Origin of the sequence: Rhodovulum strictum (assembly GCF_009649175.1) — a bacterium.
Taxonomy (GTDB): domain Bacteria; phylum Pseudomonadota; class Alphaproteobacteria; order Rhodobacterales; family Rhodobacteraceae; genus Rhodovulum; species Rhodovulum strictum.
This window is the reverse complement of record NZ_WJPO01000045.1, coordinates 1-14,418: the sequence shown is the minus strand read 5'-3', so window position 1 is coordinate 14,418 and position 14,418 is coordinate 1. Positions and strand designations below refer to the sequence as shown.

12 protein-coding genes are annotated in these 14,418 nt (G+C 67.7%); 5 read left to right on the top strand and 7 right to left on the bottom strand.

Annotated elements, in window-relative coordinates; all coding sequences use genetic code 11:
• Positions 1 to 57: 57 nt before the first annotated feature.
• Positions 58 to 534 carry a hypothetical protein gene (locus GH815_RS17875; RefSeq protein WP_153750098.1) on the bottom strand — a complete coding sequence of 159 codons (477 nt, stop codon included), beginning with the start codon at positions 532 to 534 and terminating at the stop codon, positions 58 to 60.
• Entirely contained in the window at positions 527 to 2,488 is a 1,962-nt protein-coding gene (gene parE, locus GH815_RS17870) for a DNA topoisomerase IV subunit B (protein WP_153750097.1), read from the bottom strand. Before parE ends, GH815_RS17875 begins: the two co-directional genes overlap by 8 nt.
• Before the next feature lie 189 nt (positions 2,489 to 2,677).
• On the opposite strand from parE, the gene ppk2 reads away from it, so the two are divergent.
• Complete coding sequence (ppk2, locus tag GH815_RS17865) at positions 2,678 to 3,658, top strand: polyphosphate kinase 2 (RefSeq protein ID WP_153750096.1); 981 nt, start codon at positions 2,678 to 2,680, stop codon at positions 3,656 to 3,658.
• Positions 3,659 to 3,760: 102 nt separating this feature from the next.
• On the opposite strand, the gene GH815_RS17860 is transcribed toward ppk2, so the two are convergent.
• Entirely contained in the window at positions 3,761 to 4,543 is a 783-nt protein-coding gene (locus tag GH815_RS17860) for a redoxin domain-containing protein (RefSeq protein WP_153750095.1), read from the bottom strand.
• A gap of 181 nt (positions 4,544 to 4,724) precedes the next feature.
• On the opposite strand from GH815_RS17860, the gene GH815_RS17855 reads away from it, so the two are divergent.
• Positions 4,725 to 6,086 carry an MATE family efflux transporter gene (locus GH815_RS17855; protein ID WP_153750094.1) on the top strand — a complete coding sequence of 454 codons (1,362 nt, stop codon included), beginning with the start codon at positions 4,725 to 4,727 and terminating at the stop codon, positions 6,084 to 6,086.
• A 17-nt stretch (positions 6,087 to 6,103) separates the two neighbouring features.
• Here the strand turns inward: GH815_RS17855 and panC are convergent, their stop codons facing one another.
• Together panC and panB are read right to left on the bottom strand one after the other, a co-directional pair.
• Positions 6,104 to 6,946, bottom strand: a complete 843-nt coding sequence (gene panC, locus GH815_RS17850) for a pantoate--beta-alanine ligase (RefSeq protein WP_153750093.1) — start codon at positions 6,944 to 6,946, stop codon at positions 6,104 to 6,106.
• On the bottom strand, positions 6,943 to 7,761 hold the full coding sequence (panB, locus tag GH815_RS17845; RefSeq protein ID WP_153750092.1) for a 3-methyl-2-oxobutanoate hydroxymethyltransferase: 819 nt from the start codon (positions 7,759 to 7,761) through the stop codon (positions 6,943 to 6,945). The genes panC and panB overlap by 4 nt, the downstream gene beginning before the upstream one ends.
• A gap of 141 nt (positions 7,762 to 7,902) precedes the next feature.
• Between panB and GH815_RS17840 the strand changes: the two genes are divergently transcribed.
• Complete coding sequence (locus GH815_RS17840; RefSeq protein ID WP_211365125.1) at positions 7,903 to 9,372, top strand: ABC transporter substrate-binding protein; 1,470 nt, start codon at positions 7,903 to 7,905, stop codon at positions 9,370 to 9,372.
• 187 nt (positions 9,373 to 9,559) lie between these two features.
• Here the strand turns inward: GH815_RS17840 and GH815_RS17835 are convergent, their stop codons facing one another.
• Positions 9,560 to 12,082, bottom strand: a complete 2,523-nt coding sequence (locus GH815_RS17835; protein WP_153750090.1) for an ABC transporter permease — start codon at positions 12,080 to 12,082, stop codon at positions 9,560 to 9,562.
• Positions 12,079 to 12,774, bottom strand: a complete 696-nt coding sequence (locus GH815_RS17830) for an ABC transporter ATP-binding protein (RefSeq protein ID WP_153750089.1) — start codon at positions 12,772 to 12,774, stop codon at positions 12,079 to 12,081. Before GH815_RS17830 ends, GH815_RS17835 begins: the two co-directional genes overlap by 4 nt.
• Between GH815_RS17830 and GH815_RS17825 the strand changes: the two genes are divergently transcribed.
• Positions 12,773 to 13,474, top strand: coding sequence for an arylesterase (locus GH815_RS17825; protein ID WP_153750088.1), 702 nt, complete (start codon positions 12,773 to 12,775; stop codon positions 13,472 to 13,474). The genes GH815_RS17830 and GH815_RS17825 overlap by 2 nt on opposite strands.
• Before the next feature lie 165 nt (positions 13,475 to 13,639).
• On the top strand, positions 13,640 to 14,365 hold the full coding sequence (locus GH815_RS17820) for a DUF5765 domain-containing protein (RefSeq protein ID WP_170290387.1): 726 nt from the start codon (positions 13,640 to 13,642) through the stop codon (positions 14,363 to 14,365).
• Positions 14,366 to 14,418: the final 53 nt, after the last annotated feature.

The window sequence follows — 14,418 nt, the reverse complement described above, 5'->3', positions numbered from 1 at the left end:
AAGACCTTCCTTTCCGCCATCGCCCTCGCCGCAACCGTCCTGTTCTGGCTTTGACGATCAATGAGTCTGGAGCCTAGGTCGCAAACGTGGCAGTATGCCTGTTGCCATCTTTTCCAATTCTTCTTCTTTTTTTTCATTGCTCAGGTGAAGGTCCCAGTAAAGCGTACCTATGCCTTCCATAATCGAAATCGCAAAAACCAAGACGGATTGTTGAATGCCAAACTGGATAGCGGGAGACAGCCGGCTCCTTCCTGCGTCGTCAAGGCTTGCAATTAGAAGGCATAGCTGGAAATCAACTAAGCAAAGAAGGAATGCACAATTGTCGATTGCTTTAATTTTTCCGCTAACCTCCCGCGCGTGGTCTGCAAAGCATGTCTCGTCTGTCAGGAACGAATACCAGTTTTGTTTTGTTGTGATGTAGAATGGCGTCGCGCTCGTCGGAATAGAAATCGAGCATTCATCTGCTTTTATTGAATTAAGGTTGCCTACAATTTGATGAAGATATAGCCAATCATCGGCTACAAACTTAAACATCCACCTCCTCCACGAACCTCGCATTCTCCTGGATATACTGGAACCGCAATTCCGGCTTCTTGCCCATCAGGCGTTCCACAAGGTCAGCGGTTTCGCCCGGTTCGTCCTCGTCGATCGACACGCGGATCAGCTTGCGGCTGGCCGGGTCCATCGTGGTTTCCTTCAGATCCTTGGCGTCCATCTCGCCCAGACCCTTGAAGCGGGAAACGTCGATCTTGCCCTTGCCGCCCAGCCCCTTGGCCAGCCACATCTCCTTTTCCGCCTCGTCCAGCGCATAGATGCGTTTCGCGCCTTGCGTCAGGCGGAACAGCGGCGGGCAGGCCAGGTACAGGTGGCCATGGTCGATCAGCGGCCGCATCTGGGTGAAGAAAAAGGTCATCAGCAGGCTGGCGATATGCGCCCCGTCCACATCGGCGTCGGTCATGATGATGACCTTTTCATAGCGCAGATCGTCGATGTTGAATTTCGTCCCGATCCCGGTGCCCAGCGCCTGCGCCAGATCGTTGATCTCGGCATTGCTGCCCAGTTTCGCGGATGCCGCCCCCAGCACGTTCAGGATCTTGCCCCTGAGCGGCAACAGCGCCTGAATCCGCCGGTCGCGGGCCATCTTGGCCGACCCGCCCGCCGAATCCCCCTCGACGATGAAAAGTTCCGTCCCCTCGCGCGAGGTGGCCGAACAATCGACCAGCTTGCCCGGCAGGCGCAGCCGTTTCGTGGCCGATTTCCGCGCGGTTTCCTTTTCGGCCCGGCGCCGCAGCCGTTCCTCGGCCCGCAGCACCAGGAAATCCAGGATCGCGCCCGCCGATTTCGTATCCGCCGCCAGCCAGTTGTCGAAATGATCGCGCACCGCACCTTCGACCAGCCGGGCGGCCTCGGTCGTCGCCAGCCGGTCCTTGGTCTGGCCGACGAATTCCGGCTCGCGGATGAAGGTCGAGACAATGGCGCAGCCGCCCGTCAGCAAATCCTCGCGCGTGATCTGCGCCGCCTTGCGGTTGCTCGCCAATTCGCCATAGGCGCGAATGCCTTTCAGGATCGCAGCCCAGAATCCGGCCTCATGCGTGCCGCCTTCGGGCGTGGGAATGGTGTTGCAATAGGACTGGATGAAGCCATCGCGCGAGGGCGTCCAGTTGATCGCCCATTCGACCGATCCCGGCACCCCGAATTTCGCCTGGAAATCGACCTTTCCGGCAAAGGGACGCTCGGCATAGGTGGCGGCCTTGCCCAGCGTCTCGGTCAGGTAATCGGCCAGCCCGCCGGGGAAATGGAACACGGCTTCCTGCGGCGTCTCGCCATCCTCGATGGCGGATTTCCAGCGGATTTCCACGCCCGAGAACAGATAGGCCTTGGACCGCGCCATCTTGAACATGCGCGCGGGCTTGAAGCGGTGATGGCCAAAGATGTCCTCGTCGGCATGGAAGGTGACGCTGGTCCCCCGCCGGTTCGGCGCCGCCCCCAGCTTTTGCAGCGGCCCCTGCGGGATGCCGCGGGAAAACTCCTGCGCGAACAGCTCGCGGCCCCGCGCCACCTCGACCCGCAGCCGGTCGGAAAGCGCGTTGACCACCGAAACGCCGACCCCATGCAGACCGCCCGAGGTCTCATAGGCCTTGCCCGAGAACTTGCCGCCTGCATGCAGCGTGCACAGGATCACCTCGAGCGCGGATTTGTCGGGAAATTTCGGGTGCGGATCGACCGGGATGCCGCGGCCATTGTCGCGGATCGTCACCGAGAAATCGGCATGCAGTTCCACCTCGATCCGCGTGGCGTGGCCCGCCACCGCCTCGTCCATCGAGTTGTCCAGCACCTCGGCGACCAGATGATGCAGCGCCCGGTCATCTGTGCCGCCGATATACATGCCGGGGCGTTTGCGGACGGGCTCCAGCCCCTCCAGGATCTCGATCGAGGAGGCGTCATAAGTGTCCCGGCTGGCGCCGGAAAGCAGGTCGTCGGCGGACATGGGCTGCTCGTTTTGCTGGTGGTTCGGACGTGCATTAGAACAGCTTTGGCCCCGGATGGGCAATGGGGCTCGGGCACGGGACGGACTGTAACGATTCGGTAACGGTTTTTTGACATCGCTCAAGGCGGGATCGGAAAGACGCAGTTAGAATCATTCAAGATTGCAGCGCAGGGCCCGCAGGAGGACCGAATGGACGCATCCACGCCCCCCACCCCCGAGGCGCTTGCGCCTGTCGATCTGCCTGCCGCCCCCCGCGCGGACAAGCCCGGGCGGATCCGTGCCAAGCCCGGCCCCAAGGCGGTTCGCAGCGCTACGCCCGAAACCATCGCGCAGGCCTTCGAGTCGGGCGAATACCCCTACCGCCAGAAGATGTCGCGCAGCGGCTACGAGGCGCAGAAGGCCAAGCTTCAGGCTGAACTGCTCAAGGTGCAGATCTGGGCGCAGGAAACGGGGCAGAAATTCGTCATCCTGTTCGAGGGGCGCGATGCGGCGGGCAAGGGCGGCACGATCAAGCGGTTCATGGAGCATCTGAACCCCCGCGCGGCCCGTGTCGTGGCGCTGAACAAGCCCTCGGTCGAGGAAAAGGGCCAGTGGTTCTTTCAGCGCTATGTGCGCGAGCTGCCGACCGCGGGCGAAATGGTGTTCTACGACCGTTCCTGGTACAACCGCGCTGGCGTCGAGCGGGTGATGGGCTTCTGCTCGCCCGGCGACTACTTGGAATTCATGCGCCAGACGCCCGAACTGGAACGGATGCTGGTCCGCTCGGGCATCCGGCTTTACAAATACTGGTTCTCGGTCTCGCAGGAGGAACAGCGCCGCCGCTTCAATGCGCGCGAGACCGATCCGCTGAAACGCTGGAAGCTGTCGCCCATCGACAAGGCCAGCCTCGACCGGTGGGACGACTATACCGAGGCGAAGGAGGCGATGTTCTTCTACACCGACACCGCCGACGCGCCCTGGACCATCGTCAAGTCCAACGACAAGAAGCGGGCGCGGCTGAACTGCATGCGCCATTTCCTGAACTCGCTGGACTATCCGGGCAAGGATACGCGGATCGTGCGCGCCCCCGATCCGCTGATCGTCGGCCGGGCCGAGCATGTCGTTCACCGGGCCGACCACATCCTCGGCACCTCGCTGCATCCCGACCTGCGCAAGGTGCGCGAGGTCTGAGCCTAGGATCGCACGGGGGTCTGCTTTCTGCGGCCAACGCCCGTGACAGCCGCGTGTCCCGGACAGACGCCTTTGACGCGGCGCGAACCTGCCCGGACTGATTCAGCGCTGGCGCGGCAGCCGCGGCCCGCTGTTCCGGTTTCCGGCAACCCGGCTTTCGGCCGCGCCTGGGACAAGCACCCGCAGGTAACGGCGCAGCGGTTGCCAGCCGCCTGCGCCGAACCTGGCATCGGCCTCGGCATCGCTGAAGGCCGAAGGCACCAGCAGCACATCGCCCGGCTGCCAGTCGGCCGGGGTCGCCACATCCAGCCTGTCGCGCTCCTGCAACGCGTCCAGCACGCGCAGGATCTCGTCGGTGCCCCGCCCGATCCGCAACGGATATTCGAAGATCATGCGCACATGCAGCGCCGGATCCAGAATCAGCGTCTTGCGGATCGGCAGGTCAGGGCTTTCCTTGGGATGCGTCATGCCGCAGGCCCGGGCAATCGCCCCGCCGGTATCCGAGATCATGGGAAAGCGGATCGGGGCGCCAAACAGCTCGGCAACATCCGCGCACCAGTTGGCAAGATCGCCGACCGGATCGGGCGTCAGCCCGATCGCCTGCGCGCCGCGCCGGTCGAGTTCGGGGGCAGTCTCGGCCAGACTGCCAAGTTCGGTGGAGCAGACCGGGGTAAAGGCGCCGGGCTGGCTGAACAGGACCGTCCAGCGCCCCTCGGCCCAGGCATGGAAGCGGATCGGTCCCAGCGTGGTCTCTGCCTCGAAATCGGGAAAGATGTCGCCGATCCGGGGCACCCAATCGGCCCCGTTGCGATAGCCCGGCGGCAGCTTCACCGGATCCGCCGCATGCGGGTTCAGGACGCTCGACAGGAAACGAAGCGGGGTCATGGCAAAGCTTTCCACAAGAACGGGCCGGAGGTCTACCGGGGCAGAGAGAGATTGATATGCACCAATCTGGCAAAAGAACGGCATTTCCGCCTGCAAGCAGCGTCCATTCGGTCAGCCCGCCATGCGCCTGCTGCATGACCCGGCTCTTGCCGAGCAGCCGGACCGGGGCTACCAGCGGGCGATGACTGTTCCGCCCTCTCGACTTGGTTTTCGCACCCATCTGCGCGCCACGCTGGTTCTGGGTCTGCCGCTGATCGGCAGCCACCTGGCGCAATTCGCCATCGGGCTGACAGACGCGATCATGCTGGGGCGCTATGACATCGACGCGCTGGCCGCCGAGGTGCTGGGCGGCGCGCTGTTCTTCGTGCTGTTCCTGCTGGGCTCGGGCTTTGCCTGGGCGGTGATGCCGATGGTCGCAACCGCTGCGGCGGCGGGCGAGACGGCGCAGATCCGCCGCGTGACCCGGATGGGGTTGTGGATCTCGATCGGCTTCGGGGCGCTGACGCTGCCGGTCTTCCTGTTGGCCGGGCGGCTTTTCCTGGCGCTCGGGCAGGCGCCGGACATCGCGGAACTGGCGCAGCAATACCTGACGCTGCATGGGCTGGGGATGGTGCCCGCGCTGGTGGTAATGGTGCTGAAAAGTCACCTTGCGGCGCTGGAACGCACGCGCGTGGTGCTGTGGGTGACGCTGGCGGCGGTCGGGCTGAACGCAATTGCCAATTACCTGCTGATCTTCGGTAATTGGGGCTTTCCGGAACTTGGCATCCGCGGCGCGGGTCTGGCGTCGCTCAGCGTGCAGCTTGCCTCGATGGTGGCGCTGGTGCTGTACGCGATCCGCGCGACGCCCGAACACACGCTGTTCCGCCGCTTCTGGCGCGTTGATACCGAGGCGCTGGGCCGGGTGTTCCGGCTGGGCTGGCCGATCGGGCTGACCAACCTGGCCGAGGTCGGGCTGTTCGCGGCCTCGTCGGTGATGATGGGCTGGCTAGGCGCGCTGCCGCTGGCCGCGCATGGGATCGCGCTGCAAATCAGTTCGGCGGTGTTCATGGTTCATCTGGGGCTGTCGAATGCGGCGACGATCCGCACCGGCCGCGCGATGGGCCAGGGCGATCCCGCGGCGCTGCGCCAGGGCGCGCGGGCGGCGCTGGCGCTGGCGGGCGGGATTGTCGCGGTGGCGGTTGTACTGTTCCTGACATTGCCCGGCCCGCTGATCGGGCTGTTCCTCGACCCCACCGACCCCAAGCGCGCGGCGGTGATCGCGCTGGGCAGCGGGCTGCTGGCCGCCGCCGCGCTGTTCCAGATGGTCGATGCGGCGCAGGTGATGGCGCTGGGGCTGTTGCGCGGGATGCAGGACACCCGCGTACCGCTGGCAATCGCCGTGGTGGGCTACTGGCTGGTCGGGATGCCGGTGGCCTGGGGGCTGGGCTTCGGGCTGGGCTGGGGCGGTGTCGGCATCTGGCTGGGGCTGGCCGCGGGGCTGGCTGTGGCGGGCGTGGCTATGATGGCCCGGTTCTGGCTGCGCGCGCCACGCCCGGCGGCCTGATCGGCTGCCCCTCGGGCCTAAACGGGCACGTTGTCGATCAGCCGCACGCCATCTAGATAGGCCGCAGCAAGCAACCGCGCGGGTTCGACCGGCGCTGCAAGCGGCGCGAGCGTGGCGGCCGAACGCAGTTCCAGATACTCGACCGCCGAATACCCGCCGGCAAGGACCGCGTTACGCGCCTCCTCCAGCGCCGCCGCGACCGGCACGCCCGCCGTGATCGCCCCCGCGGCCGCGTCAAGCGCCCCGAAAAGCGCGGGGGCCTTCGCGCGCATGGCGGGCGACAGGCGCTGGTTGCGGGAGGACAGCGCCAGCCCGTCCGACTCACGCACGGTGGGGCAGCCGATGATCTCGACCGGAATATCGAGGTCGCGCACAAGGCGGCGAACCACCATCAGTTGCTGGTAATCCTTCTCGCCGAAAAAGGCGCGGCGGGCCTGGGTCTGCAACAGAAGCTTGCTGACCACGGTGGCCACCCCGTCGAAATGGCCCGGCCGATGCGCGCCGCACAGCCCCGCGCTGACACCCGCGACCGAGACCGTGGTGGAAAAGCCCTCGGGATAGATCTGGTCCGGATCGGGCGCATAGATCGCATCGACATCAAGCGGCGCCAGCTTTTCGGCATCGCTCGTTTCGGTGCGGGGGTATTTCGCAAGGTCGTCGGGATTGTCGAATTGCCGCGGGTTGACGAAGATCGTCACGATCACCCGCTCGGCCCCTTCCCTTGCCGCCGCAACAAGGCTGAGATGGCCCGCATGCAGCGCCCCCATCGTGGGCACGACGGCAATGCGCGCGCCCTCGGCCTGCCAGCTCTCGGTCAGGGCGCGCAGATCGGACAGGCGGCGCAGGATCGGGGCGGTCATTCGGCATCTCCGAAGATATGTTCGGGGGCGGGGAAACGGCGGGCGCGCACATCCCCGGCATAGGCGGCGATGGCGGCGGCCGCGCTGTCGCCAAGCTCGGCGTAGCGGCGGACGAATTTCGGGCGGAATTCCGAGAACAGCCCGAGCATGTCATCCACCACCAGCACCTGCCCGTCGCAGCCCGGCGACGCGCCGATCCCGATGGTGGGGATCGCAACCTCGGCGGTGATCCGGTCGGCCAGCGTCGCTGGCACCTTTTCCAGCACGACCGAGAACGCCCCCGCCGCTGCCACGGCGCGGGCATCGGCCAGCACCCGGTCGGCATCGGCCCCGCGCCCCTGCACCTTGTAACCGCCCAGGATGTTGATCGCCTGCGGCGTCAGCCCGACATGGGCCATGACGGGAATCGAGCGGGCGGTCAGGAAGCGGATGGTCTCGACCATCCCCTCGCCGCCCTCCAGCTTGACCGCCCCGGCCCCGGTTTCCGCCATAAGCCGCGCTGCATTGCGAAATGCCTGTTCGGGGCTTTCCTCGTAGCTGCCGAAAGGCATGTCGATCACCATCAGCGCGCGTTCCAGCCCACGGGCGACCGCCTGACCGTGCAGGATCATCATCTCCATCGTCACGCCCAGCGTCGAGGGCAGCCCGTGCAGCACCATGCCGACACTGTCACCCACCAGAACGACATCGCATTCGGCATCGACCAGCCGGGCGACGGGCGTGGTATAGGCGGTCAGGCAGACGACCGGCGTGCCGCCCTTGCGGGCGCGAATCTCGCCGGGCGTGATCCGTCGCTGCGGTGCGCTGGCACTCATGCTTTCCTCCCTCGGTTGCTCGCGGGTGGCGCCCCTTATACGGCGCCGCAGCGCGGAATCCAGCCCGTTGCGGCGCCGCGATGCTTGCCTTGGCGGGGCGGGCGGCCTTTGATGGGGCAGGTTTGCAAGGGAGACTTCAGGATGCGCCTCGTTCCGACTGCCGCCCTGTGGCTTGCGCTGGCCGCAGGCCCCGCGCTTGCCGCCCAGGACACTCTGACACTGGGCATGGTGCTGGAGCCGCCGAACCTCGACCCGACCGCGGGTGCTGCGGCAGCGATCGACGAGGTGGTGCATGGCAACATCTTCGAGGGGCTGACCCGGTTCGCCCCGGATGGCGCCATCCTGCCCGGCCTGGCCGAGCGCTGGGAGGTGAACGAGGATGCAACGATCTATACCTTCTTCCTGCGCGACGGCGTGCAGTTCCATGACGGCAGCACGATGGATGCCGAGGATGTCCGCTTCAGCCTGGACCGTGCCCGGGCCGAGGACAGCACCAATGCGCAGAAGGCCCTGTTCGCGGGGATCGAGGCGGTCGAGGTCGTCGACCTGCTGACGGTGCGGGTGCGGCTGGCCGCGTCCGATGGCAATTTCACCTTTGCGATGGCCTGGGGCGATGCGGTAATCGTGGCGCCCGAAAGCGTGGGACAGGCCGCGACAGCCCCGGTCGGCACTGGCCCCTTCCGGTTCGAGCGCTGGGTGCAAGGCGACCGGGTCGAGATCACGCGAAACCCCGATTACTGGGGCGAACCGCCGGCGCTGGCACGCGCCACCTTCCGGTTCATCCCCGACCCCAGCGCGGCCTTCGCGGCGATGATGGCGGGCGATGTGGACGCCTTCCCGAACTTTCCCGCGCCCGAGACCCTGGCCCAGTTCGAGGCCGATCCGCGATTCTCGGTGATCCTGGGCACGACCGAGGGCGAGACGATCCTTGCGATGAACAACCGCGCCGCGCCGCTGGACGATGTCCGCGTGCGCGCCGCCATTGCCCATGCCATCAACCGGCAGGACATCATCGACGGCGCGATGTTCGGCTATGGCACGCCCATCGGCACCCATTTCGCGCCGCATCACCCGGATTACGTGGACCTGATCGAACTCTCGGCCCATGATCCGGCGCGGGCGCGGGCGCTGCTGGAGGAGGCCGGGCAGAGCGGGCTGAAGCTGCGCCTGGCGCTCCCGCCCCCGGCCTATGCGCGCCGCGGCGGCGAGATCGTGGCCGCGCAACTGCGTGCGGTGGGCATCGAGACCGAGATCACGAACCTGGAATGGGCGCAATGGCTGGAACAGGTGTTCCGCGGCGGCGATTTCGACCTGACCATAATCAGCCATACCGAGCCGATGGATATCGGCATCTATGCCCGGCCGGACTATTATTTCGGCTATGCGCGGCCGGAATTCGTTGCGCTGATGGATCGGTTGACCGGCACGACCGATCCGGCAGACCGGACCCGCATCCTTCAGGACGCGCAGCGGATGATCGCCGAGGATCATGTGAACGGGTTCCTGTTCCAGTTGGCAAAGACGGGCGTGGCGAATGCGCGGATCGAGGGGCTTTGGAAAAACGCCCCGACCCCGATCAACGACCTGAGCGCGGTGCGCTGGGCCGACTGAGCGTGATCCGAATGAGCGCCTTGCGGCACAAGCCTCTTGAGCCCGCCCCCGGTGGGGCGGGCGGTGGGCGCCCGGTCGCAACGGTGATGCCCGCACCCGGAACGGGGGCGGGCCACGCCCAACGCCGGACAAGCGGGGCGCGCAAGCGCCCTGCGCGGGCAGGGGGGCGGGAGCGCCCCCCTGCCCGCTATTCCCGACCGCGCAGCACGCGCGCCGGGCGGGCGGCCAGCGGGCGCCAGGCAAAGCCCAGCCCCGCCAGCAGCGTCGCCATGGCCCCGCCGGTGACGATGGCCAGCGCCGAGACCGGCTCGAACGCATAGCTGCCCTCCATCACGAATCGCATCACCGCCCAGCCCGCCAGTCCGCCCGCCAGGATCGCGACCGCCCCCGCCGCCGCCCCCAGCATGGCCGAGCGCAGCGCGAAATAGGCCAGCACCTGGCCGCGCACCGCGCCCACGGTCTTGAGCACGGCGGATTCGAAGATCCGCGCCCGTTCCCCCGCCGCCGCCGCGCCGATCAGCACGATCACCCCCGTCACCAGCGTGGCCGAGGCCCCATAGGCGACGGCTGCGGCCAGCGCCGACAGCACCTCGGCCACCCGGTCGAGCGCATCGCGCACCCGGATCGCGGTGATGTTGGGATAGGCCGAGGCCAGGTCGCGCAGGATCGCGGCCTCGGCCTCGGGCTCGGCATGGATCGTGGCGATATGAGTATGCGGTGCGCCGCTGAGCGCGCCATCGTTCAGCGTGACCACGAAGCCGATCCCGGCGGTCGAGAAATCGACATCGCGAAAGCTGGTGATCCGCGCCGTGATGTCGCGGCCCAGCACGTTGACCGTGACCGCGTCGCCCAGCCTCAGGCCGATCTCGCGCGCCTCTTCCTGCGCGAAGCTCATCACCGGGGGGCCGTCATAGCCCTCGGGCCACCATTCCCCGGCGGTGACCACGGTGCCTTCGGGCGGGCGGTCTGCATAGGTGATGCCGCGATCGCCGCGGATGACCCAGTGATCGCCCGCGACCTCGGTGGCGGGGCGGCCGTTGATCTGCGTGATGACCCCGCGCAGCATCGGCGCGGTTTCCACCTTGCTGACGCCCGGATCGCGGTTGAGCCTTTCGAGAAAGCCCGCAAGCTGGTCGGGCTGGATGTCGACGACGAAATAGGCCGGTGCGCGTTCGGGCAGTTCCTGCTGGATCGCGCCGCGCAGGTTGGCGTCGATCTGCCCGATCGCGGCCAGGATCGACAGCCCCAGCCCCAGCGACAGCACGACCGACACCGCCTCGCCCCCCGGCCCGCCCACCGCCCCCAGCGCCAGCCGCAGCGACGTGCGCCCGCGCACCATGCGCGCCCGCGCCAGCCTGCGCGCCAGCCGTCTCAGCCCCGCCGCCGCCAGCACCAGCAGGCCCAGCGCCGCGACGATGCCGAAAGCCGCCCAGAGCGCCAGTTTCGGCACGCCCGAGAACGCCGCCGCCGTCCCGATCAGCGCGGCGGCCAGCGCGCCGGTTGCGGCAATATAGACCGGCCGCGGCCAGCCCCGGACCCGGCCCGAGGCATCGCGGAACAGCGCCGCGGCGCGCACCTCCTCGGTGCGGGCCAGCGGCCAGAGCGTGAACAGCAGCGCGGTCAGCACGCCATACAGTGCGGCCTCGGCCAGCGGCGCGACATGGACCGTAACCGCCACCGGCACCGGCAATTGCGCCTGCATCAGCGGCGCCGCGGCCAAAGGCAGGGCGGCGCCCAGCGCAAGCCCGATCCCGATGCCCAGCCCCGCCAGCGCGCCGATCTGGATCAGATAGGCCATCAGGATCGTCCGCCCCTCGGCCCCCAGCGTCTTGAGCGTGGCGATCACCTCGGTCTTGCCATCCAGATAGGCGCGCACCGCCGCCGAGACGCCGACACCGCCCACCGCCAGCCCGGCCAGCCCCACCAGCACCAGAAAGGACGCCATCCGGTCGACAAAACGGGTCATCCCCGGCGCCCCGTTGCGCGCATCGCGCCAGCGCATCCCCTTGCCCGCGAAGCGTTCGACAGCGCGCGCCTCCAGCGCGGGCAGATCGGCGCCGGACGGCAGGGCAAGGCGGTATTTGGTTTCGTAAAGCGTGCCGGGCGCCAGCAGGCCCGACCCCTCCAGCGCCGCCTCCCGCAAGATCAGCCGCGGGCCGAGGCCGAACCCGTCGCCTGCCCCGTCGGGCTCGCGCAGCAGGATCGCGCGCAGGGTATAGTCCGCACTGCCCAGCCGGAATTGATCGCCCGGGACAAGCCCCATCCGGTCGGCCAGCACCCGCTCCATCACCGCGCCATTGCCCGCCAGCGCCTGATCCAGCGGCATCGGCGGGTCAAGCTCGACCGTCCCATAAAGCGGATAGGCGGCATCCACGCCCTTGACCTGGGTCAGGCCGCGCTCGGTTTCGCCGTCACGCTCGACCACCACCATCGAACGGAAATCGACGATCTCGGAAACCTGCACCGCGATAAGTTCCATCCAGGCGCGTTCGGCCGGTTCGGCATGACGATAGGTCAGCGACATCTCGGCATCGCCGCCCAGCAGCAGCGCGCCCTCGCGCTTCAGCCCGGCCTCTATGCTCTCGCGGATCGAACCGACCGCGGCAATCGCGGCCACGCCCAGCGCAAGGCAGGCAAGGAAGACATAGAAACCCCGCAGCCCGCCCCGCAGTTCACGCCGGGCGATCCGGACCGCGACCGCAACGCTCATTCCGCCGCCCTCCGCACGTCCTGCCCGGCGATGCGGCCATCGGCCAGACGCACCACCCGGTCGCAGCGCGCGGCCAGTTCGGGCGCATGCGTCACCAGCACCAGCGTCGCGCCATGCCGGTCGCGCAGGCCGAACAGCAGATCCATGATCGCCTCGCCATTCGCGCCGTCCAGATTGCCGGTGGGCTCGTCGGCCAGCAGCAGATGCGGGCGCGGGGCGGCGGCGCGGGCCAGCGCCACGCGCTGCTGTTCGCCGCCCGACATCTGGCTGGGATAATGGTCGATCCGCGCGCCAAGCCCGACGCTGCGCAATTCCTCGGCGGCCCGGTCGAACGCATCGCGATGCCCGGCAAGTTCCAGCGGGGTCGCGACATTTTCAAGTGCCGTCATGGTCGGGATCAGGTGGAAAGACTGGAACACGACGCCCATATGCTGACGGCGGAACCGGGCAAGCGCGTCCTCGTTCATCGCGGTCAGGTCCTGGCCCAGCGCCAGCACCCGGCCCGAACTGGCGCGTTCCAGCCCGCCCATCAGCATGAGGAGCGACGACTTGCCCGACCCCGACGGCCCCACCAGCCCCAGCGTTTCGCCCCGCGCGACATCGAGCGAGATGCCATGCAGGATCTCGACCGGCCCGGCATTTCCGGCAAGGGTAAGGGTGACATCGGCAAGCGAAAGAATCGGATCGGTCATGGGGGGCCTTCGGCTGAAACTGGTTGCCCTTGGATATGGGGCGCGGGCGCTTGCGCTCAAGCACGCCCTTGCGGCAGGCTTGGCGCTGGGGCTGACGGGCACCGCCGCGGCCGAGGTGACCATAGCCGCGCTGGGCGACAGCCTGACCCAGGGCTACGGGCTGGCGCAGGGCGAGGGCTTCGTACCGCAGCTTGAAAGCTGGCTGCGCGCGCAGGGCGCCGAGGTCCGGGTGCTGAACGCGGGCGTGTCGGGCGACACGACCGCCGGGGGGCTGTCGCGGGTGGGCTGGACGCTGACACCCGAGGTCGACGCGATGATCGTGGCGCTGGGCGGCAACGATCTGCTGCGCGGCATCGACCCGGCCAATTCGCGCGCCAATCTGCGCGCGATCCTTCAGGCAGCGCAGACGGCGGGCGTCGAGGTTCTGCTGGTGGGCCTGAACGCGCCGGGCAATTACGGCCCCGATTACAAGGCGGCGTTCGACACGATGTATCCCGAGCTTGCCGCCGAGTTCGGCACGCTGCATTTCGAAAGCTTCCTCAAGGGCCTGACCGACCTGCCCGACCGCGACGGCGCAATGCGCGACTACATGCAGCCCGACGGCATCCACCCCTCTGCCGCCGGTGTGGCGCGGATCGTCGAGGCGATGGGCCCTGCCGTTCTGGACCTGCTCGCGCGCGTGCAGCAGGCCGGGGAGTAAGCGGCCGCCCGCCGATGCGCGAGGCCCGGCGATGCGCGGCGTCGGCAGGAACGGGGCTCGGCCAGTTCCCGCCAGCATCCTGAACCGGAACGGCACACGCCCCCTGCCCTCTTGCCAAGCGCCCCCGGGCACGCCCAAACTCGGACGAAATGCCAGGGGGCGCGCATGTGCTGGAATGCCGGGGTGACGGTGGCGATGGTGGGCATCGGGGCAGCGGCCACGGTCATCGCGGCGCGGCGGGGGGAGCCCACGGCGATCTGGGCCACGCTGGGCTTCTTCACCGCGATGGAGGGGTTGCAGGCCGCGGGCTATGCCGTGGTCGATCAATGCGGCGATCCGGCGAACCGGGCGGTAACGCTGCTGTCCTACCTGCATATCGCGATCCAGCCCTTCTTCATCAACGCCTTCGCGATGGCTCTGGTGGCCCATGCCGTGCCGGCGCGCACCCGACGCGCGGTCTGGGCGATCTGCGCGGCCTCGGCGGCGGTGATGGTGTTCCAGTTGGTGCCGATCGAGGCACTGGGGCAATGCAGGCCGGGCGAGGTGCTGTGTGGGCCGGGGCTATGCACGATCTCGGGCAATTGGCATATCGGCTGGGAGGTGCCCCTGAACGGGCTGTTCACGCCGCTGTCGGGCTGGCTGGGCTTTTCGGCGAATTTCCCGACCTATCTGTTCGCCGCCTTCGTGGTGCCGCTGGTCTATGGCGCCTGGCGCTTCGTGGTCTTTCACGCGATCTTCGGGCCGATACTTGCGAACCTGCTGACCGACAATCCAAACGAGATGCCGGCGGTGTGGTGCCTGTTCTCGATCGCGCTGGTACTGGTGGCGATGAGCCCGCTGATCCGGCGGCAGGTGTCCGGGCCTGCGGCGGCCCAGGATGCGGACTCATAATGGCGCATCCAGAGGCGTGATGATGCGATGAGGATCTCGGCGAGGTAGTTTCT